This is a genomic window from Polaribacter sp. OB-PA-B3, from assembly GCF_054589375.1.
Genome location: NZ_BAAIIX010000008.1, coordinates 48,756 through 66,761, shown reverse-complemented (window position 1 = coordinate 66,761; position 18,006 = coordinate 48,756). Strand labels below are relative to the sequence as shown.

Annotated in this window: 16 protein-coding genes and 1 tRNA gene; 3 read left to right on the top strand and 14 right to left on the bottom strand. The window is 28.7% G+C overall.

Annotated features, from left to right (window positions below):
- Positions 1–39: 39 nt before the first annotated feature.
- Together ACYPV9_RS13475 and truA are read right to left on the bottom strand one after the other, a co-directional pair.
- A complete protein-coding gene (locus ACYPV9_RS13475) occupies positions 40–1,806 on the bottom strand; it encodes an ABC transporter ATP-binding protein (RefSeq protein ID WP_459744536.1) in 1,767 nt (588 codons plus the stop codon).
- 3 nt (positions 1,807–1,809) lie between these two features.
- Positions 1,810–2,535: a tRNA pseudouridine(38-40) synthase TruA gene (gene truA / locus ACYPV9_RS13470; protein WP_299065661.1), complete on the bottom strand. Its 726-nt coding sequence runs from the start codon at positions 2,533–2,535 to the stop codon at positions 1,810–1,812.
- 97 nt (positions 2,536–2,632) lie between these two features.
- On the opposite strand from truA, the gene ACYPV9_RS13465 reads away from it, so the two are divergent.
- Entirely contained in the window at positions 2,633–3,130 is a 498-nt protein-coding gene (locus ACYPV9_RS13465; protein WP_299065657.1) for a metallophosphoesterase family protein, read from the top strand.
- A 1-nt stretch (position 3,131) separates the two neighbouring features.
- Here the strand turns inward: ACYPV9_RS13465 and ACYPV9_RS13460 are convergent, their stop codons facing one another.
- The 4 genes from ACYPV9_RS13460 to ACYPV9_RS13445 form a co-directional block, all read right to left on the bottom strand.
- Positions 3,132–4,901, bottom strand: coding sequence for a tetratricopeptide repeat-containing sensor histidine kinase (locus ACYPV9_RS13460; protein WP_459744532.1), 1,770 nt, complete (start codon positions 4,899–4,901; stop codon positions 3,132–3,134).
- Positions 4,894–5,589: a hypothetical protein gene (locus ACYPV9_RS13455; RefSeq protein ID WP_459744529.1), complete on the bottom strand. Its 696-nt coding sequence runs from the start codon at positions 5,587–5,589 to the stop codon at positions 4,894–4,896. The genes ACYPV9_RS13460 and ACYPV9_RS13455 overlap by 8 nt, the downstream gene beginning before the upstream one ends.
- Before the next feature lie 165 nt (positions 5,590–5,754).
- Entirely contained in the window at positions 5,755–6,420 is a 666-nt protein-coding gene (locus tag ACYPV9_RS13450; RefSeq protein ID WP_299065646.1) for a response regulator, read from the bottom strand.
- Between the two features lie 290 nt (positions 6,421–6,710).
- On the bottom strand, positions 6,711–7,142 hold the full coding sequence (locus tag ACYPV9_RS13445) for a DUF4293 domain-containing protein (protein WP_299065643.1): 432 nt from the start codon (positions 7,140–7,142) through the stop codon (positions 6,711–6,713).
- Between the two features lie 203 nt (positions 7,143–7,345).
- On the opposite strand from ACYPV9_RS13445, the gene rho reads away from it, so the two are divergent.
- Positions 7,346–9,046: a transcription termination factor Rho gene (gene rho / locus ACYPV9_RS13440; protein ID WP_459744524.1), complete on the top strand. Its 1,701-nt coding sequence runs from the start codon at positions 7,346–7,348 to the stop codon at positions 9,044–9,046.
- A 145-nt stretch (positions 9,047–9,191) separates the two neighbouring features.
- Here rho and ACYPV9_RS13435 read toward each other — a convergent pair whose 3' ends face one another.
- From ACYPV9_RS13435 to ACYPV9_RS13405, 7 genes are all read right to left on the bottom strand, one after another.
- Entirely contained in the window at positions 9,192–11,315 is a 2,124-nt protein-coding gene (locus ACYPV9_RS13435; RefSeq protein WP_459744522.1) for a peptidylprolyl isomerase, read from the bottom strand.
- A gap of 110 nt (positions 11,316–11,425) precedes the next feature.
- Positions 11,426–12,688: a hemolysin family protein gene (locus tag ACYPV9_RS13430; protein WP_299065634.1), complete on the bottom strand. Its 1,263-nt coding sequence runs from the start codon at positions 12,686–12,688 to the stop codon at positions 11,426–11,428.
- A gap of 14 nt (positions 12,689–12,702) precedes the next feature.
- Positions 12,703–12,903, bottom strand: a complete 201-nt coding sequence (locus ACYPV9_RS13425) for a hypothetical protein (RefSeq protein ID WP_299065632.1) — start codon at positions 12,901–12,903, stop codon at positions 12,703–12,705.
- Positions 12,904–12,909: 6 nt separating this feature from the next.
- Positions 12,910–13,476 carry an LPS export ABC transporter periplasmic protein LptC gene (lptC, locus tag ACYPV9_RS13420; RefSeq protein WP_299065630.1) on the bottom strand — a complete coding sequence of 189 codons (567 nt, stop codon included), beginning with the start codon at positions 13,474–13,476 and terminating at the stop codon, positions 12,910–12,912.
- A gap of 5 nt (positions 13,477–13,481) precedes the next feature.
- Positions 13,482–14,813 (bottom strand): tetratricopeptide repeat protein, encoded by a 1,332-nt coding sequence (locus ACYPV9_RS13415; RefSeq protein WP_299065628.1) that lies wholly within the window; start codon positions 14,811–14,813, stop codon positions 13,482–13,484.
- Between the two features lie 20 nt (positions 14,814–14,833).
- A complete protein-coding gene (locus tag ACYPV9_RS13410; RefSeq protein ID WP_299065625.1) occupies positions 14,834–16,132 on the bottom strand; it encodes a hypothetical protein in 1,299 nt (432 codons plus the stop codon).
- Positions 16,129–16,857 (bottom strand): type III pantothenate kinase, encoded by a 729-nt coding sequence (locus tag ACYPV9_RS13405; RefSeq protein WP_459744516.1) that lies wholly within the window; start codon positions 16,855–16,857, stop codon positions 16,129–16,131. The genes ACYPV9_RS13410 and ACYPV9_RS13405 overlap by 4 nt, the downstream gene beginning before the upstream one ends.
- Positions 16,858–16,956: 99 nt before the next feature.
- On the opposite strand from ACYPV9_RS13405, the gene ACYPV9_RS13400 reads away from it, so the two are divergent.
- Positions 16,957–17,029, top strand: a tRNA-Phe gene (locus ACYPV9_RS13400).
- A gap of 57 nt (positions 17,030–17,086) precedes the next feature.
- Here the strand turns inward: ACYPV9_RS13400 and ACYPV9_RS13395 are convergent.
- The gene (locus ACYPV9_RS13395; RefSeq protein ID WP_459744514.1) at positions 17,087–17,965 is read right to left on the bottom strand and encodes a LysR family transcriptional regulator; all 879 of its coding nucleotides are present in this window, start codon (positions 17,963–17,965) and stop codon (positions 17,087–17,089) included.
- Positions 17,966–18,006: the final 41 nt, after the last annotated feature.

Below are 18,006 nucleotides of genomic sequence, written 5' to 3'. Positions count from 1 at the left end.
AACAATTTAAAAAAGAAATGAATCTATTTAAATAAATTATTAAGAGGCAACATCTAGACTAAATTGTTTATCATACAGGTTTTTGTAATAACCATTTTCTTTTTCTAACAACTCACTATGCGTTCCTTCTTCTACAATTAAACCATTATCCATAACAATTATTTTATCGGCTTGTTTAATAGTTGCTAGTCTGTGAGCAATTACAATAGATGTTCTACCTTTTGTAATAGTTTCTGTTGCATATTGTATCATTTGTTCTGCATGCGCATCTACAGAAGATGTGGCTTCGTCTAAAATTAAAATACTCGGCTTACTAACATATGCTCTTAAAAAAGCAATTAATTGTCTTTGCCCAGAAGAAAGCATTGCACCTCTTTCTTTAACATTGTAATTATAACCACCAGGTAATGTCATTATAAAATCATGAATACCAATTTGTTTTGCAGCTTTTTCTACTTCTTCTTTAGAAATAGTTTCATTTTTTAAGGTTATATTATTTAAAATAGAATCAGAAAACAAGAAAACATCTTGTAAAACTACTGCTACTTGATCTCTTAAACTTTGTAATCTATATTCGTCAATAGAGATATCATCAATTTTAATTACACCGCTATCAATCTCATAAAAACGATTTAACAAATTAATAATCGTAGATTTTCCTGCACCAGTTGCACCAACAATAGCAATTGTTTGCCCGCTTTTCACCTGTAAATCAATTCCTTTTAACACCTCTTCACCAGCCACATAACTAAACTTTACATTTTCAAAATTGATGTTACCTTCTAAGTTTTTTGCTTCTATAATTCCGTTTTTTGAAATTGTACTTTCGGTATCTATAATTTTAAAAACCCTTTCACCAGAAACAATTCCCATTTGTAATTGATTAAATTTATCTGCAATCTGCCTTAAAGGTCTAAATAACATTTGTGCCATTTGTACAAACGCCATTACTGTACCAGGCCCAGGAACTGCACCATCAATTACTTGTTTACTACCAAACCAAACGATTAAACCAATACCAATAGATGATAAAATTTCTGCTATTGGAAAGAAAATAGAGAAATACCAAATTGTCTTTATATAAGCATCTTTATGTTTTTTATTAATATCTTTAAAATTGTTGTATTCTATATTTTCTCTATTAAATAATTGTACAATTTTCATACCTGTTACTCTCTCTTGCACAAATCCGTTTAAATTAGAAACTTGGTTTCTAACTTCTTGAAAAGTTGCCTTAATGGCTTTCTGAAAAACTTTTGTAGCGTATACCAATATTGGTAAAACTGCAATTGCTATAAATGCTAGTTTCCAATTTATTATAAACATTACAACAATTACAGCAAACATCTGTAAAACATCACTTACAATTGTAAAAACTCCGCTACTAAAAAATGCTGCAATGGTTTCTATATCAGATACAACTCTTGTTACTAGTTTACCTACAGAATTTTTATCAAAATAAGACATTCTAAATTGTAAAATATGTCTAAAAATCTTTGCTCGAATATCTCTAATTATATGTTGCCCAACCCAATTTGCATAATAGATAAACGTAAATCGTAAAACAACTTCTATCATTAAAACACCCAGCATTAACAAAATACTATTTATTAAACCTTCGGTATCTTTATTGGTAATATAAACATCTACAGTTTTCTTTAAAATAATGGGTGTTAATAAGGCAACACCAGCTAAAAGAATTGTAGAAGTAGATGCTATAATAAAATTACGTTTATATCTTTTTGCAAAGCTCATTAGCCTTAAAAAGATATCCATATCAAAAGCATTTCCTGTTTTATTTGCCAAAATTTAATATTTTATTTTAGTTAAAAATAACCCTTTTGCAGGTACCGATAAACCGGCTCTACCTCTATTTTTACTCTCTATAATTTCTCTAAAATTATCGACTGTAATTTTTTCTAAACCTACATCTACTAATGTACCAACTATCGCTCTAACCATATTTCTAAGAAATCTATTGGCAGAAATATGAAAAACTAACAAATCTCCTTCTTGTTTCCAAACAGCTTCTGTTACATTACAATTAAAAGTATATACATCTGTTTTAACCTTAGAAAATGTTTGAAAATCTTCATATTCTAACAGTAAACTCGCAGCCTCATTCATTTTAATAATATTTAACTGTTGCGAATGTATTTGCCATGAAAAATCAAGCAAAAAAGGATTTCTACCCAACCAAATTTTATATTCGTAACTTCTACTTTCTGCATTAAATCTAGCATGGTGCTCATCTTCTACTAAGAAAACTTTGTAAATTGTAATATCGTTTGGTAAAATAGAGTTTAATTTATGTACAATATCTCCTTCAATTTCTTTTTCTAAATCGAAATGTGCAAACATTTGCGAAGCATGAACGCCTGTATCTGTTCTTCCTGCACCTACAACTTCTAATTGCAATTGTAAAACAGTGCTAATGGCATGATTTATTTTTTCTTGTACAGATATAACATCTGGCTGTATTTGCCAACCATGATAATTCTTTCCGTTGTAAGCAAGTTCTATAAAATATCTCAAGAAAATAGTTTTTTGTAGACTGTAAAATTACGGAATTTATTTTGTTATTAGTATTTTTGATGACCGAAGAGAAGTTAAACTTTTCTTACTAAATTATATGAAGAAAATTCTGCTTTTATCGGATACGCACAGCTTTATAGATACTCAAATTTTAAAGTTCGTAAAACAAGTAGATGAGGTTTGGCATGTTGGCGATATTGGCGATTTAAATGTTACCGATACCATAAAAAAATTAAAACCTTTAAGAGCTGTTTACGGCAATATTGACGATAAAGATGCTAGAGCAGAATTTCCTTTAGATAATAAATTTGAATTAGAAAATGTAAAAGTTTGGATGACTCATATTGGCGGGTATCCTAATAAATATTATAAGAGAATTAAAGAAGAGATTCAAGAAAACCCACCAAAAATTTTTATTTCTGGGCATTCTCATATCTTAAAAGTACAGTTTGACAAAAAGCTTAATTTACTACATTTAAATCCTGGTGCTGCTGGTAAACACGGTTTTCATAAAATTAGAACAATGCTTAGATTTAGCTTAGATAGTGGTGAAATTAAAAATCTAGAAATAATAGAATTAGGTTCTAGAGGATAATTTAACTTTTTTCTATAACCGGTAATTCAACAGAAATTGTAGTTCCTTCACCAATAGTAGATTCAATTAAAAACTTACCATTCATCATTCGAATTCTAGCTTCAATTTGATTTAAACCCAAACCGTCTTTATTTATTGCCTTATTTTTATCGAAACCAACACCATCGTCTGTAATTTGAAAACATAGATTTTTATCCTTCTCATAAAGTGTAATTAAAGTGTAACTGGCTTTACTATGTTTTAAAATATTATTTACAAATTCTTGAATAATATTATAAATTTTAATTTCAAAATCTTGATGATATCTTCTTAAACTAGAAATATCTGTATCAATTTGCAGTACAGAATTAGAGTATTTTGTAGCGATGTCTTTAATGGCAAAATTTAAACCGAATTTTAATAATACTGATGAAACTAAAGTATGCGATAAATCTCTAATTTTTTGAGAAGCCTCTGCAATAATGCTTTGTGTTTTCCCAATTTCTATTGGAATATCTCCTTTGAACAAAGGTTTTGCTGCCATTAAATGCAAGTTTGCAGAAGAAAGCAAAGCACTAACACTATCATGCAATGTTTCTGCTATTTCTTTTCGTTCTGTTTCTTTACCATCTATGGTTGCGTTTAGTATTCTTGCTTGAGATTCTGATTTTAATTTTTCTATATTCTGATTTTGAAGCAACTGTGTTTGTGATAATTTAAGCCTTAAGTTTTTCTGTTTTAATTTATATAGATTTAAGAAATAAACTAAAGAAATCATTACAATAAAACTCCCAATTCCAAAAATCCAAAAAGTTTTCTGATCCTTTAACCTTTTGTTTTCTTCTTCTTTTAAAAATAATTTTTTTACAGTATCAAAATTATATTTAGCATCTAATTCTTCAATCATAACCCTAACCTCTTTATCTCTCAAACTATCTTTAATTTCATAAGAACGTTCTTGAAAATCATAGGCTTTATAATCTTTCAATTTGTAAAGTACATATGCCATGTTGTAATATAAATCTTCTTTGTACCTAATGGCATTATTAGACTCTATATTTTCTAATAATTCAATACCTTCACTATACTTTTCCTTAGCCATTAAATAATCTCCTTCATAGAGTAAAATGCTACCATAATTATTTAAAGAGGCAGCTTGCGCTGTTTTATTATTTAACAACTTATGAATTTCGAATGATTGATCTAAATATTTTTTTGCAACATCAAATTTTCCTTCATTTACATAAATTGCAGATAAATTACTATAACTTTTTGCTTTGATTATAGAAAAATTATTACTTTTTAAATCTAAATTTATATTTTTTTTATAATATACTTTTGCACTATCTATCTGTTCTAGTTTTTGAAATGTACCTGCAATTTTAAAAAGTAAATCAGGACTTTCATTTTTTAAAAACTTTATTTCATCATCAAACTCAGTGCTACCTCCATTTAGTTTATATGATATACTGTAATATTCTAAAGCTTTTTCATTTTTATTCGTTTTAGTAAAGATATCACCAATCAGTTGATTAGTTAAAATTGCATATTTTAAATCTTTATTTGCTTCAATTCTTTCTAATAAAACATAAGAATCTTTCAAAGAATTGACAAAATCCCCTTTATCATAAAGTCTTTTTATTTTTCTATATTCTTTAATTAATGTGGAATCTTTTTGATTTAACACAACAGAAGAAGCTAGATAAAATCTAACTTCTTCATTTACTTTATTATTACATAATACTTCAACACTAATTAATAGTATAAAAATAACTACAATTAATCTACTCATTAAAACTTTGAATTATCATACGTGGTTTTCTATCTGAGGTTGTTTTAGCTCTATTATAACTATTTGATTTAGCTTCATTCACAAAATGATTAACAAAATCAATCCTTAGAACCTCACCCTCTAATTTAGTGAAATTTCTTGAGAAATTTAGTTCAGAAGACTTACCTTTTTCTAAGTGAATTTCATAAATATTTACTTCTTCATTGTAAACAAAATCTACAGTAGTTTGATTTTTTACCGTAAAATCTAAATCGTAAGTTCCGTCTTCATTACTTGTAATACTATATTCTGATAAAAATGTATCTTCTAGATTTTTTTTAGCCATTTCAATATTATCATCAATAATGCTAATATTAGATGTTTTATTAGACCTATTATCTACAAAACCTATACTTAATTCTTGATCGTCTATTAATAACTCTTTAGATTGTTTTCTACTTGTGGCGTTATCAGATTCATAAAAATGAAACTCATTTTTATTTGTTTCATCATTTTTAAAAGAGGTCGTTTTTACATTTTCATCAACATCTAAATCAATAGAATAAGCTCCGCTAGCATCTCTTTTTATCTTATACGATTTAAGTGCATTTACATTTTCTTGTTCTGGTAACAAGTTCTCATTCGAAGAACAAGATGATAAAGTTAATCCTGCTACAAATAATAAAGATGCTAATTTTGTAATTTTCATAATAATGGAATTCTTGAGGTTTGTTTTAAGTTAAGTTGGGTAATATGGGGGTGAGGTAATATTGTGAGGATAACAATGTACACTTATAAATTAGTGCTTATGTTTTTTGGGGGAATGCAAATTAAGTTTAGGTTTTAGGGGCGGTTTAAACTTAAAAGTTATAGGCTAAACTAAATTATATTTAACTGCATACATTGCTAATCCTACTGAATTTTTTACATTTAATTTTTTTAATAATTTTTTTCTATATGACTCTACTGTGTGATGACTAATATGCATTTTATCTGCAATTTCACTCGTACTTAGTTCTTTAGTTACTAATTTTAATACACTTATTTCTCTTTCTGTTAAAGACTCAAATAAAAAGTCTTCTGGCATATCTCCTTTTCTTGCTTTCTGACCAGAAAAAGACTTTAAAAGCTCTTCTTGTATATCATTGCTAAAATACTGCTCGTCGTTTGCAACTGCTTTAATTGCTTTAACAATATGCTCTCCTGCATTATTTTTAGAGATATAACCTCTTGCACCTAGATTTAATACTTCTTGTACTATTTTTACATCGTCATAACTAGAAAGTACAATTACCTTTTGGTCTATTTTGTTTTCGTTAAAATATTTTAAAACATCAAAACCATCTAAAACAGGCATTGTAATATCTAATATTAAAACATCGGCTTTATTCTCTTTTTTACTAAACCAATCTATTACTTCTTGGCCAGTTAAAGAATAATCTCGAATTTCGATATCTTTATCTGTATTTATTACAGCGATGATTCCTTCAATTAAAATCTTATGATCATCTGCTACGTGAACGTATATTTTTTCTCTCATTATTTATACAACAAATTTAAATTAGAAATAGTTTGTACGCAATCCCTGAAAACAGTGAATTTTAACTATCCCTGAATTCAGGGATACACATCCCTGAATTCAGGGACACACGTAAGTTAAACAACTACAAAAGAGATGTTTAAAAAACTATAAAATTGGTTAGAAAGTTAACTTTTTAAAATTAAAAAAATGAATGATTTATTTAAAAAAACGTATTTTAAATTAGGTCATAAAAAAACCGAGAATAAATCTCGGTTTTTTTTCGCACTAAATATACTAAGATGTTAGTTTTATCGTAATCTATCTACAGATTTTACAAGATCTTCATCCTTCTTAATAGCTTTATTTGCCAAAACAACAAGCAAAATAGCTAAAACTGGTATAAACATCCCAATACCTTTCTCTGAAACAGAAGCTTCTCCAGGTAATGTTAGAGATACATAAATCAATAATCCTAATAAAATAAGGTTTACCAAAATTGTTACACGGCCAATTACAAATTGTAATTTTCTATTTTTAAATATAAAAATAGCTACAAAAGACAATATAGCCGATACTAGAAATAAGATAGGAATAATCTTTAAAAGAAAAGATTCACTATTTAATAAATCCATAGCGAAGATATCTTTTTTTATAGATTTCCACAAATTAAAAACAAAAATTAATACTCCAGAGATTATTGAAGCCAAAAATAAATATACACTTTGTATTCTTTGTATCATTTGTTATTTCTATTGCAACAAAAGTATACATTCTTTTTTAATAAAGAAAACCTAAAACTAAAAAAAAAAGCATATATTTGTTACACAGTAACCGCACAACAAGGCTAAAAAGTAGAACTATACTTTTAGCTCCATTCAAAAAAAACTCACATCTTATCAATACAAATTTAAGATCCAAAAAAATTTAACTTAACAATTTTAGAATGTTCGAAATCTCAGAACTAAAAGCAAAAACTCTTGCTGAATTACAAAATGTTGCCAAATCTATTGGTTTAACAAAAACTAGTCAATTAAAAAAATTAGACTTAGTATATCAAATTTTAGATACACAAGCAGCAAATCCTTCGAAAGCAAAGGCTGCAGTTTCACCTAAAAAGGAAAATATAGAAAAGACAGAAAAACCTAAGAGAAAACGTGTAACTAAAAAAGTTGTTGCTTCTGAAAAAACTAATACAGAGGAAATCTCTGCTAAAGTAGAAGAAAAAAACACTGAAGAAGCAACAAAAGAAAAAACAAAACCAACTCCTAGACCTCAAAAAAAGCCAGTAGCTAAAAAAGGAGTTAAGGTAGAAGATACAGCTAAAGAAAAGGTTGTTCCTAAGAAAAATGTTGTAAATAAAAAGGAAGAAAAGACAGAAACTAAAACTGTTAATCAACCTAATAAACCACAACAAAATAGAAATAATAATCAGCCTAATAATAAGCAAAAAAATAATAATAGAGATAAAAACTCTAACCGAAATAACGGCAACAAATCTAACAATAGGTATAGAGATCCGGATTTTGAATTCGACGGAATTATTGAAAGCGAAGGGGTTTTAGAAATGATGCCTGATGGTTACGGTTTTTTAAGATCTTCTGACTATAATTATTTATCATCTCCTGATGATATTTATGTGTCCCAATCTCAAATTAAATTATTTGGTTTAAAAACGGGTGATACAGTAAGAGGTAATGTAAGACCACCTAAAGAAGGTGAAAAATATTTTCCTTTAATTAGAGTTTCTAAAATAAATGGATTAAATCCAAATATTGTTAGAGATCGTGTCTCATTTGAACATTTAACGCCATTATTTCCGCAAGAAAAATTCAATTTAGCAGAAAAAGGAAGTTCTTTATCTACAAGAATTATTGATTTATTCTCTCCATTAGGAAAAGGACAACGTGGTATGATTGTAGCACAACCCAAAACAGGTAAAACAATGCTTTTAAAGGATGTTGCCAATGCAATTGCAGCTAACCATCCAGAAGTGTATCAAATTGTCTTACTGATTGATGAGCGTCCGGAAGAAGTTACAGACATGAAACGAAATGTTCGTGGTGAAGTGGTTGCTTCTACTTTTGATGAACCTGCAGATAAGCATGTAAAAGTTGCAAATATCGTTTTAGAAAAAGCAAAACGTTTGGTAGAATGTGGCCATGATGTTGTAATTCTTTTAGATTCTATTACGCGTTTAGCTAGAGCCTACAACACTGTTGCGCCAGCATCTGGTAAAATTCTTTCTGGTGGTATTGATGCAAATGCTTTACATAAACCTAAGAGGTTCTTTGGTGCAGCTAGAAACATAGAAAATGGTGGTTCTTTAACTATTATTGCTACGGCTCTTACTGAAACTGGTTCTAAAATGGATGAAGTAATCTTCGAAGAGTTTAAAGGAACTGGTAACATGGAACTTCAATTAGATAGAAATATTTCTAATAGAAGAATATATCCTGCAATCGACTTAATTAAATCTTCTACAAGAAGAGATGATTTATTATTAGATGCTCAAACAGTTCAAAGAATGTGGGTATTAAGAAAATACTTAGCGGATATGAATCCTATAGAAGCAATGGAATTTATAAATGACAGAATTAAGTTCTCTAAAAACAATGAAGAATTTTTAGTCTCTATGAACGGGTAAAAATTGATCTTTATAAATAATTTAAAGACCCTTCTTAAAATTAAGAAGGGTCTTTTTTTATACTTAGCATTATTATTGAGTAAACATAAAAAAACCGTTCAAAGCTAATTGAACGGTTTTTATATAATTAAAGTATATTTTCTACTTAATTAGAAACATACATGTTTGCTCTATTATCCTCTATGTCACTAGCTTTTTTAATTGCTTCATAAATTTTAAAAGTTAATCTCTTTCTAGATTCAGCAATCTTTTTTCTATTAGCTTCATAGTTTGGTAAAGCAGTTGGTAATTCTCTTTTATTTAACACAAAAGAAAACACACCTCTATTACCTTCTATACCCTTGTAAAGTTGATTTTCTTTAGCGCCATACATTGCACCAACAACTTTAGGCTCTACTCCAACACCAGAAAGTGAAGAATTTTTAAGATCTACATTTGTTGCTGTTCTTACATTTGTATTATTAGCTTTCGCAATTTCTTCTAAAGTACTATCGTTTAATTTTTCTGATATTAAAGCAGCTTTCTTTTGATTAGTTAAAATTGGTCTAACTCTATTAATTGCTTTTTCAACTGGCATTAGTCCTTTTTCTGTTTCTGCAGTAATAACAGCAACCACATAACTTCCTTCTAAATCGAAACGCTTAAAGCTACCAACTTCAGAATCTCCGCTAAATGCCCAAGAAACAATTTGTCTTTGGTTTCCTAAACCAGGTACATTTTCATCTAAAACTTGTAAACCAACTGCAGATCTTAAACTATAGTTTTTATCTTTAGCTAAAGTAGCATAATCGTCTGTTTTAGATACTGCTAAAGCAAATTGTTCTGCTTCTTGAAAAACAGCATTTTCTGTAGCTTCCGATGGTACAATTTGCTTACCAAAGGTAGCTAATTTTAAAACTGTTTGGTTGTTTTTAGTATCATCTACACTAACAACATGGTAACCAAAAGGAGTTTCTACAACACCTAAAGAACCTTTTTTGTTTGTAAAACTGAAATCTCTAAAAGCTGGTGTCATTCTATTGTAATTGAACCAATCTAAATCTCCGCCTTTTTCTCCAGAAACTTTATCCGAAGAAAACTCTTTTGCTAAATCTGCAAACTTGTTTTTTCTTCTTTTAACAACAGTTAATAAACTATCTGCAAGTTTTTTTGCTGCTTCTTTAGTTCTTGTAACATCTTGTGGTGCCGCTTGAGAACCTACAAAAGGTATTAAAATATGACTAGCTTTTACAGAATCTGGCATTTTAGTAACTTCTGTAATCTTAGATATTTTAAAATATCCTTGATCTTTATAAGGACCAAAAACATCACCTTCTTTACCTGCAAAAATATCTTTAGCTACAGTTTGATTAACTGACGCATTAAATTTATATCCTAAATCTAAATTAATGTCAGAATCATTTTCTTCTAAAAACTCTTTATATTCTGTAGTGTTTTTTAAACCTACTCTTTTGTCATTGTTTCTATCTAAAGAATCTTCGATTAAACTCGCAACACTTTGTTTAATTACAGCTTCATCTTCTGGAGTAGCAACAATATTAAACTTAACATAAGAAAGATCTCTAGCTGCTTCTACTTTAAACTGACTAGCGTTATCTTTAATGTAAGAAGATATTTCAGATTTTTTAATTTTTACTAAACTATCAGAAATACTACTATATGGTACATAAACAAACTTACCGCTTAACTTTGTGTTTTCGATTAAATATTCTGTTTCACCTTCTTTTAATGAAGCTCCTAAACCAGCTGTAACTAACTTATTGTAAGTATTTGTTTCTGCATTATTTTTAACTTGATTCATATAACCAGACCAAGCTGCCCACATTTGCTCGTTGTTTGCTTTTGTGTCTGCTAAGAATGTTTTAAACTTTCCTTCATCAAATAAACCAGCCTCATTTAAGAACTGAGGATTGTTTTGAACTGACGGAGAATTGATTACTTCGTTCCAAACATCTTGCTCACCAACAGTAATACCAGCTTCGTCTAATTGATTTTTGTATATTTTTTTTCTTACAATGTTATCCCAAACATTTTTTGCAGCTTGCATTTCAGAAACTCTACCACCAGTCTGTTGTTTGTATTGCTCTAATTCTTTTGCAAATTCTTGTGTAGAAATAGCTTCTCCGTTCACTTCTCCTACTTCATTTACTTTACTTGAATTAAAAAAATCTCCTAAAGTAGAAGGATCTAATACAAAAGCAAAAAGTGCTAAACCAATTATGATAATCAAGAACATTGAGCGTTCTCTAATTTTTGATAAAATTGCCATACGTTTTTATTTATTTTCAGTGGGCGAATATACGATTTGGGTTTTAATATTGCAACCCATTTTAAACTAAATAAACAGTAAATAGTAAGTAATGCGGTAAGTTATAATAACTAATCTTCTGTATCGATAATTTTTAGGCAAACATCATCTATTTTTGCGCCGCTTATATTTAAGATTCTTATTTCGAAGCCCTCTATATCAACTACTTCATTCTCTTCTGGTATACTTTCTGTATGCTCGATTATAAAACCACCTAGAGTTTCATAAGCTTCAGACTTCGGAATACTTAAACCGTATTCTTCATTTAAATAATCTACTTCTAACCTTGCCGAAAAGTTAAATGTTGAGTCGTTTATTTTTTCTTCTAAAAACACTTGAGAATCATGTTCATCTTCAATCTCTCCAAATAATTCTTCTACTATATCTTCTACAGTAATCATTCCAGAGGTACCGCCGTATTCATCTACAACAACTGCTATACTTTTTCTCTTTTTCATTAAGATATTTAAAATATCATTAATCATCATAGATTCTGGCACAATCTCTACAGGTAATAATATAGATTTTATAGTTCTTGGTTTTTTAAATAACTCAAAAGCATTTACATAACCAATTACGTCATCCATCGAAGTTTTATATACTAATACTTTAGACAATCCTGTTTCGATAAAAATCTTTTTTAATACTGAAACTTTTTCATGAATTTCAACAGCAATAATTTCGGTTCTAGGAACCATTACTTCTCTTGCTTTTACATTATGAAATTCTAAAGCATTTTGAAAAATTTGTATTTCAGAATCTACTTCTTCATCATTCCCAGTTTCTAGCTGCTCTGTTATATAATTTCCTAATTCTTCTTTACTAAATTCTACTTGTTGCTCATCGGCGTCTGTTTTAAAAAATACTTTCAGAAAAAAATCTGAAATTAGCGTGATAAACTCAGAAAAAAAATGAAATAATACATAGAAAAAGTATGCTGGTAAAGCAAAAATTTTAAGGACCTCATTTGCATAAATTCTAAAGATTGCTTTAGGTAAAAACTCTGCAGTAATTAAAATAATTATTGTAGATATTATAGTTTGAATAAGTAAAATAGAAAAATCATTATACCCTTCTAGCGGCAAAATTCTTACTAAAAATCTACCCATATAGTAACTATAAATTACTAAAGATATGTTGTTACCAACCAACATAGTGGTAATAAACTTAGAAGATTTCTGTGTTATTTTATTTAGAATTTGCGGTATAAAACCCTCTCTTTTTTTCTCTAATTCTATATGAAGTTTATTAGCAGAAACAAATGCAATTTCCATTCCCGAAAAAAATGCGGAAAGTATAATTGATAATAATATTATGATGAGTTCAACTTCCATTAAGAAATCTAATACTATTTATTTTGATCGTTTCGTTTTTGCACTTTTTTTCGAAAATGTCTCTTAAAAAAGAACACCAAGGTAATCATTAATGCAAAACCTAAAAATAAATAAGATCTACTTCTTTCAGAATTCCATCTAACAATACCTTCTACTAAGCAAATAAATGCTACCATTAAATATCCGTATTGAAAAAATTTCCAAAGTTTATTCATAATATTTTATTCTTCTTTAGTATCGATTTTACCGATAGTTGTTTTGGCTATATATTTACTTAAATCTTCTTTACACTCGAATCCAACGCCAGTTATAGTATCTCTTTCCTTAAACATTGTAAAGGGCTTTTCTGAAACAAAATAACCGGTTTTTTGATCCCAAAATAATTGTTCTGTTTCTAACCTAGATTGCTCTGTATGGTTTAATACAACAACATTACCTTTAATTTCTGATACTTCTGTCTTAGCATACGACAATGCATAATCACCTATAATTGTAACAGAATCTTTCCCTTTATTTTCAAAGTTAATGATTTTTATTCCTTTAGGAAACTCGTTATACGGATGATTTTTTCGATTGCTAAAATCTAACAATAAAGGTGTTATTAATTTAGAAGTTATTCTACCAGAATCTTTATAAACATGGTAAGCATCTTTTGCTTTACCAATGGGCAGGTTTTTTTCTTCTAAAAAATTACGAACTTCTTCTGTAGAATTAGAACATGAAAAAAGCATTACTGTAAAACAAATTACAGTAATGCTTTTAAATAATATTTGTATGTAGTTTTTCAAAAAAACTATTTATTAGGTATTCTTACAGTTTCTCCAATCCAACATTTAATTGTAAACTTTCCTCCAGGAGTTGCTGTTGCATTAAAAATATCTTTTTGACTAGGTACATTTTGTCTATAAATACTAATGTATTTTCTAGCTCTAGAAGATATACTAGGATCTACAGAGGCTGCTCTTTGTGCCATATTTAAGGCCGCTACATAAACCATTCTTTTTTCGAATAAGTTTTCTCCACAATTGTTAACACTAGATTGGTATAAAGTTGCAATAAATAAATATGCTCTACCAAAGTTAGGGTTAAACTTAATTGCTTCTCTAGCTAAACTTCTAGCTTTACTAAACTGACCTCTATCTTTAGCTGCTTGCGCAAACTTTAATTTATACTTCGCTTTCTTTAAAGGATCTGTTTCTAAGCTAAAAGATTTTTCTCTCATGTCATTTGCTCCTGCAGCATCGCCATTATCTTCTAAAACGTTAGCTAAAAAAGAATATGCTTCTGGTGAAGGAGATGCTTCTGCATAAGCTCTAACTAACTTCTCGAATAAAGGATCAGTTTGACACCCTTTGTTAAACATTCTAGAAACTGCTCTTTTTAACCAAACAGCATCGGTTTTATTTGCTTCAAAATCTCTTTGATATAAAGGTATTAAACGCTCACATGTTGCAATTTCAGAAATCATCTTGTCTAAACCAAGCTCTACAGTACCTAAAGATTTAGAATTACTTTTATAAGCTTTTAAATTTCTTAAACCTCTTTTATCTAAGTTAGCAGAATCTTTTTTCAATTGAACTAGTTTTTTAGCATAACCTTCTAACTTTAAGTTGATACTCTCTAATACATTATCATATGTATCAAATACTAACTGTGGATTGGTATCTTTATTTCTATCAGTAATTCCTTGGAAGTAAATATAAAGATTCTTTACACCTAATTTAGTAGGATCAATTTTGTACGCTTTTTCTAATATTGAAAATATAGTGTTATCATCAGCTAACTTATTTTTATATAAGTATGAAGCGTAATCACTATGTACTTTTGCTGGATTAGAGTTAGGAAAAACTTCTAACCTTTGCTCATATACTCTCTTTGCTAAAACAGGATCTTTTCTAACATCTTCTGCTAAGTTAGCACCTAACTTATAAATGTTTACAGATAAATCTTTACAATTATCTAATAAAAATATCCAATTCGTATAAGCATCGTCATATTTTTTAGACTTATAATCTCCATTAAAAAGATTGTATTTAATTTCACAATCTGTTTTTGATACCTGTGCATTTGTTTTTACTGTTGTTATAAATAACATTGCAGCTAATAAAAACGTAATTTTCTTCATTTTAATAGTTGTTTTATAAATTAATCAATCTTTCTTTTTCTGAACCAACTTTGAGCTCCCGAAGCTGTCAATGACAAACTAAGTCTAAAATTAAAGTAATTCTCTTGAACTAGGTTATTTGCGGTTGTACCTCTTTTACCATATTCGAAACCTAAATTAACATTAGATAATTGTTTCAGTGGTAAACCTAAACCAAAAGACATGCCAAAGTCGTTAATTGATGTAAAATTTGTTCCAGAACCAGAACCATCAATCGCTAATCCTATGTTTTCGTATCTTATACCAGCTCTGTAAGTAACTCTATCCCAATAACTAGAAATAGAATTTACCTTTGGTATATAAAATCCTCCTAAAGAAACTCTATTAGACGATTCATATTTAAAAGAATTATTTGTGTTGTTAATAAATCCTTCTGGGTTTATCGCATCTTGATTTTGATATTCTACACCAACATGCCATTTATCATATTTACCTACACTTACTCCTAATATAGATTTTAAAGGCATTTTATATTTACCATTCGTAGATGCACTAGACAATGTGTCTCTAGGATTATCTACACCAGCACCAGAAACTGTTAAAGAATATAAATATTCGTTACCATACGTTTTTAAATCATTACCTAATTTGAAAGTTGCACCAGCATTTACATAAGTATCATTCTTTAAAAACTTTTGGTATTGTGTACCTAATGTAACTGTACCACCTCTAATAATGCTACTTTCTTTATATTTTGTAGCCAAACTAACATCTGCTCTTTGATTGGTAATACTATTTTCTATGTTACCAAAACTATAATCAGCTTCAATACCCAAAGCTATTTCTTTAGTAAGTTTAATACCAAAACTTCCGTATAATCTATTAACACCACCGTCACCAGCATACAAAGTTATTGCAGATATATCTCCGTTTACATCGAATTCGCTATTAGAAAGAGAATACCCAACAGAAGACACAGGCTGTAATCCAACAGAAAAACCTGCTTTACTTCCTATTGGAAAACCTAAAGCAATATAGTTTAAACTTGTAGATGTAGAACTTTGTTTAGCATCTGCAGACTTTAAAGTTAAATCGTTATTTAAAAGCCCGATTGCGTAAGTGGTTTGTCTTAAAAATGCATTTGCCGCCGGGTTTGTAAAGTTTAAATACTTATAATGGTTAAAAGAAACTCCTATTCCTCCCATTGTTGCGTTTTCAACTGTTCTTGGCGTATATTGCTCACCAATTCCGAAAAAAGAATATGGAGAAGAACTAGTTCTTTGCGCTAATAATGTTGCCGATGTTATCAGTAAAAAAACCGTTAAAATCTTTCTAATCATTTGTGTTCCTTAAATTTCAATATTTCATTTAATCCTTGTAGGAGAAAATTTTGATTGGCAAATATGCTACTTTTAAATTGTTTTGACAAGAAATTTGTGTCTCCTCCCGTTAAAACTATTGTTAAATTTGCAAATTTTTGCTCATAGCTATCAATTATTCCTTGTAACTCTTTTACTACACCATTTAAAACACCAGAAATTATACTTTCTTTTGTATTTTTACCAATAAGACTCTCTAACTCTAATGTTTCTAATAAAGGTAAATTTGCTGTAAACTTATTTAATGCCTTATACCGCATTTTAATACCTAGAGAAATTGCACCTCCTAAATATTCTGTCTTAGAATTCACAAAATCATAAGTAATACATGTCCCAGCATCAATTACTAAAACATTTTTATTAGGAAATTGTTTTACGGCACCAGCAACTAGTGCAATTCTATCTACACCCAAAGTATGCGGTGTTTTGTATAAATTCTTAAAAGGAACTTTTGTTGCTGAAGAAACAACCTCTAAATCTATGAGTTTATGAAGTTGTAACATTTTTTTTTCTGAAATAGAAGCAACATTAGAGATAATTGCTTGCGAAATTAAATTTTCTTTTAAAATTTTTCTAATTTCTGAAATAATTTTTCTTTTATCAAAAACATAAAGATTTATCAATTTATCTCCCTCAAAAACAGCAGACTTAACCCTAGTATTACCTACATCAATTGTTAGATTCATGATTCAAATTTAGATAAAAATTAATTTTTTTTTACTTTTTTTTCAAAAAAGATTAGCAAATATCAAAAAACATTATATATTTGCATCCGCTAAGGCAATGGTACCTTAGCTCAGTTGGTAGAGCAAAGGACTGAAAATCCTTGTGTCCCTGGTTCGATTCCTGGAGGTACCACTTAAAAACCCAAACTTTTGTTTGGGTTTTTTTTATGTTTATAACTTAAAATTCGCTCTAAATCAAAGACAAAATTGCTGGTAAAATAGCATTTGTATTATTTTTATTCCAGATTAAAGAAAGTTTAGTTTTTTGCGGAATTTTATCTAATTCTATAAACTTAATTTTATAACCTGCTTTTTTAGCTAAAGATTTTGGTACAATTGAGATTCCGAAATTATTTTCTACCAACTTAAATATAGAACTAGAATGTATTGTATTGTGAGAAACTAACGGTGTAAAACCGCAATCATCAAAAATTTGCATTACTTTTTCATAATAAGAAGCACTATATTTTGCATCAAAAAGTATAAACGACGCTTCTTTTAACTCTAATAACCCTTTAAAGTTGTCTTTATCAATTTTATGATTTTCGGGCAAAACCAAACAAAAATTCTCCGTTAAAATTGTTTTAATTTCCAAAGCCCTTGGCACTCTTTCTAACCTAACAAAACCAATATCTATAGACATAGATAGTAAATTATCTATTTGTTGCTGATTATCAATTTCTTTTAAATGAAATAAAACATTTGGGTTTTTTTTCTCAAAATTCAATAATAAATTAGGAATAACATCTTGCATTGCAGAACCAACATAACCAATTTTTAGTTCCCCTTTTTTTCCATCGTGTAATAATTTGGCATTGTCTAAAGTATGAGAAAGTGTTTTTAATTGAAGCGAAAACTCTGTTTTAAGATACTCTCCAACCTTCGTTAAAACCACTTTTCTATTATGCCTTTCAAATAACACAGCACCCAATTCTTCTTCTAATAATTTAATTTGCCTACTTAAACCTGGTTGAGAAATAAACAACTTTTCAGCAGCTTTTCTAAAATGTAATTCCTCAGCAACTGCTAAAAAATAACGCATATGTCTTAATTCTATTTGATAACTCATAGTTATTATTTACTACAATAAACAATATTAATAAGCATCAA

Excerpts from the sequence above, each read along its gene's own strand:
- ACYPV9_RS13465 (WP_299065657.1), top strand. The coding sequence starts at position 2,633 with ATGAAGAAAATTCTGCTTTTATCGGATACGCACAGCTTTATAGATACT.
- ACYPV9_RS13460 (WP_459744532.1), bottom strand. The coding sequence starts at position 4,901 with ATGAGTAGATTAATTGTAGTTATTTTTATACTATTAATTAGTGTTGAA.
- ACYPV9_RS13455 (WP_459744529.1), bottom strand. The coding sequence starts at position 5,589 with ATGAAAATTACAAAATTAGCATCTTTATTATTTGTAGCAGGATTAACT.
- ACYPV9_RS13450 (WP_299065646.1), bottom strand. The coding sequence starts at position 6,420 with ATGAGAGAAAAAATATACGTTCACGTAGCAGATGATCATAAGATTTTA.
- ACYPV9_RS13445 (WP_299065643.1), bottom strand. The coding sequence starts at position 7,142 with ATGATACAAAGAATACAAAGTGTATATTTATTTTTGGCTTCAATAATC.
- rho (WP_459744524.1), top strand. The coding sequence starts at position 7,346 with ATGTTCGAAATCTCAGAACTAAAAGCAAAAACTCTTGCTGAATTACAA.
- ACYPV9_RS13435 (WP_459744522.1), bottom strand. The coding sequence starts at position 11,315 with ATGGCAATTTTATCAAAAATTAGAGAACGCTCAATGTTCTTGATTATC.
- ACYPV9_RS13430 (WP_299065634.1), bottom strand. The coding sequence starts at position 12,688 with ATGGAAGTTGAACTCATCATAATATTATTATCAATTATACTTTCCGCA.
- ACYPV9_RS13425 (WP_299065632.1), bottom strand. The coding sequence starts at position 12,903 with ATGAATAAACTTTGGAAATTTTTTCAATACGGATATTTAATGGTAGCA.
- ACYPV9_RS13415 (WP_299065628.1), bottom strand. The coding sequence starts at position 14,813 with ATGAAGAAAATTACGTTTTTATTAGCTGCAATGTTATTTATAACAACA.
- ACYPV9_RS13410 (WP_299065625.1), bottom strand. The coding sequence starts at position 16,132 with ATGATTAGAAAGATTTTAACGGTTTTTTTACTGATAACATCGGCAACA.
- ACYPV9_RS13405 (WP_459744516.1), bottom strand. The coding sequence starts at position 16,857 with ATGAATCTAACAATTGATGTAGGTAATACTAGGGTTAAGTCTGCTGTT.
- ACYPV9_RS13395 (WP_459744514.1), bottom strand. The coding sequence starts at position 17,965 with ATGAGTTATCAAATAGAATTAAGACATATGCGTTATTTTTTAGCAGTT.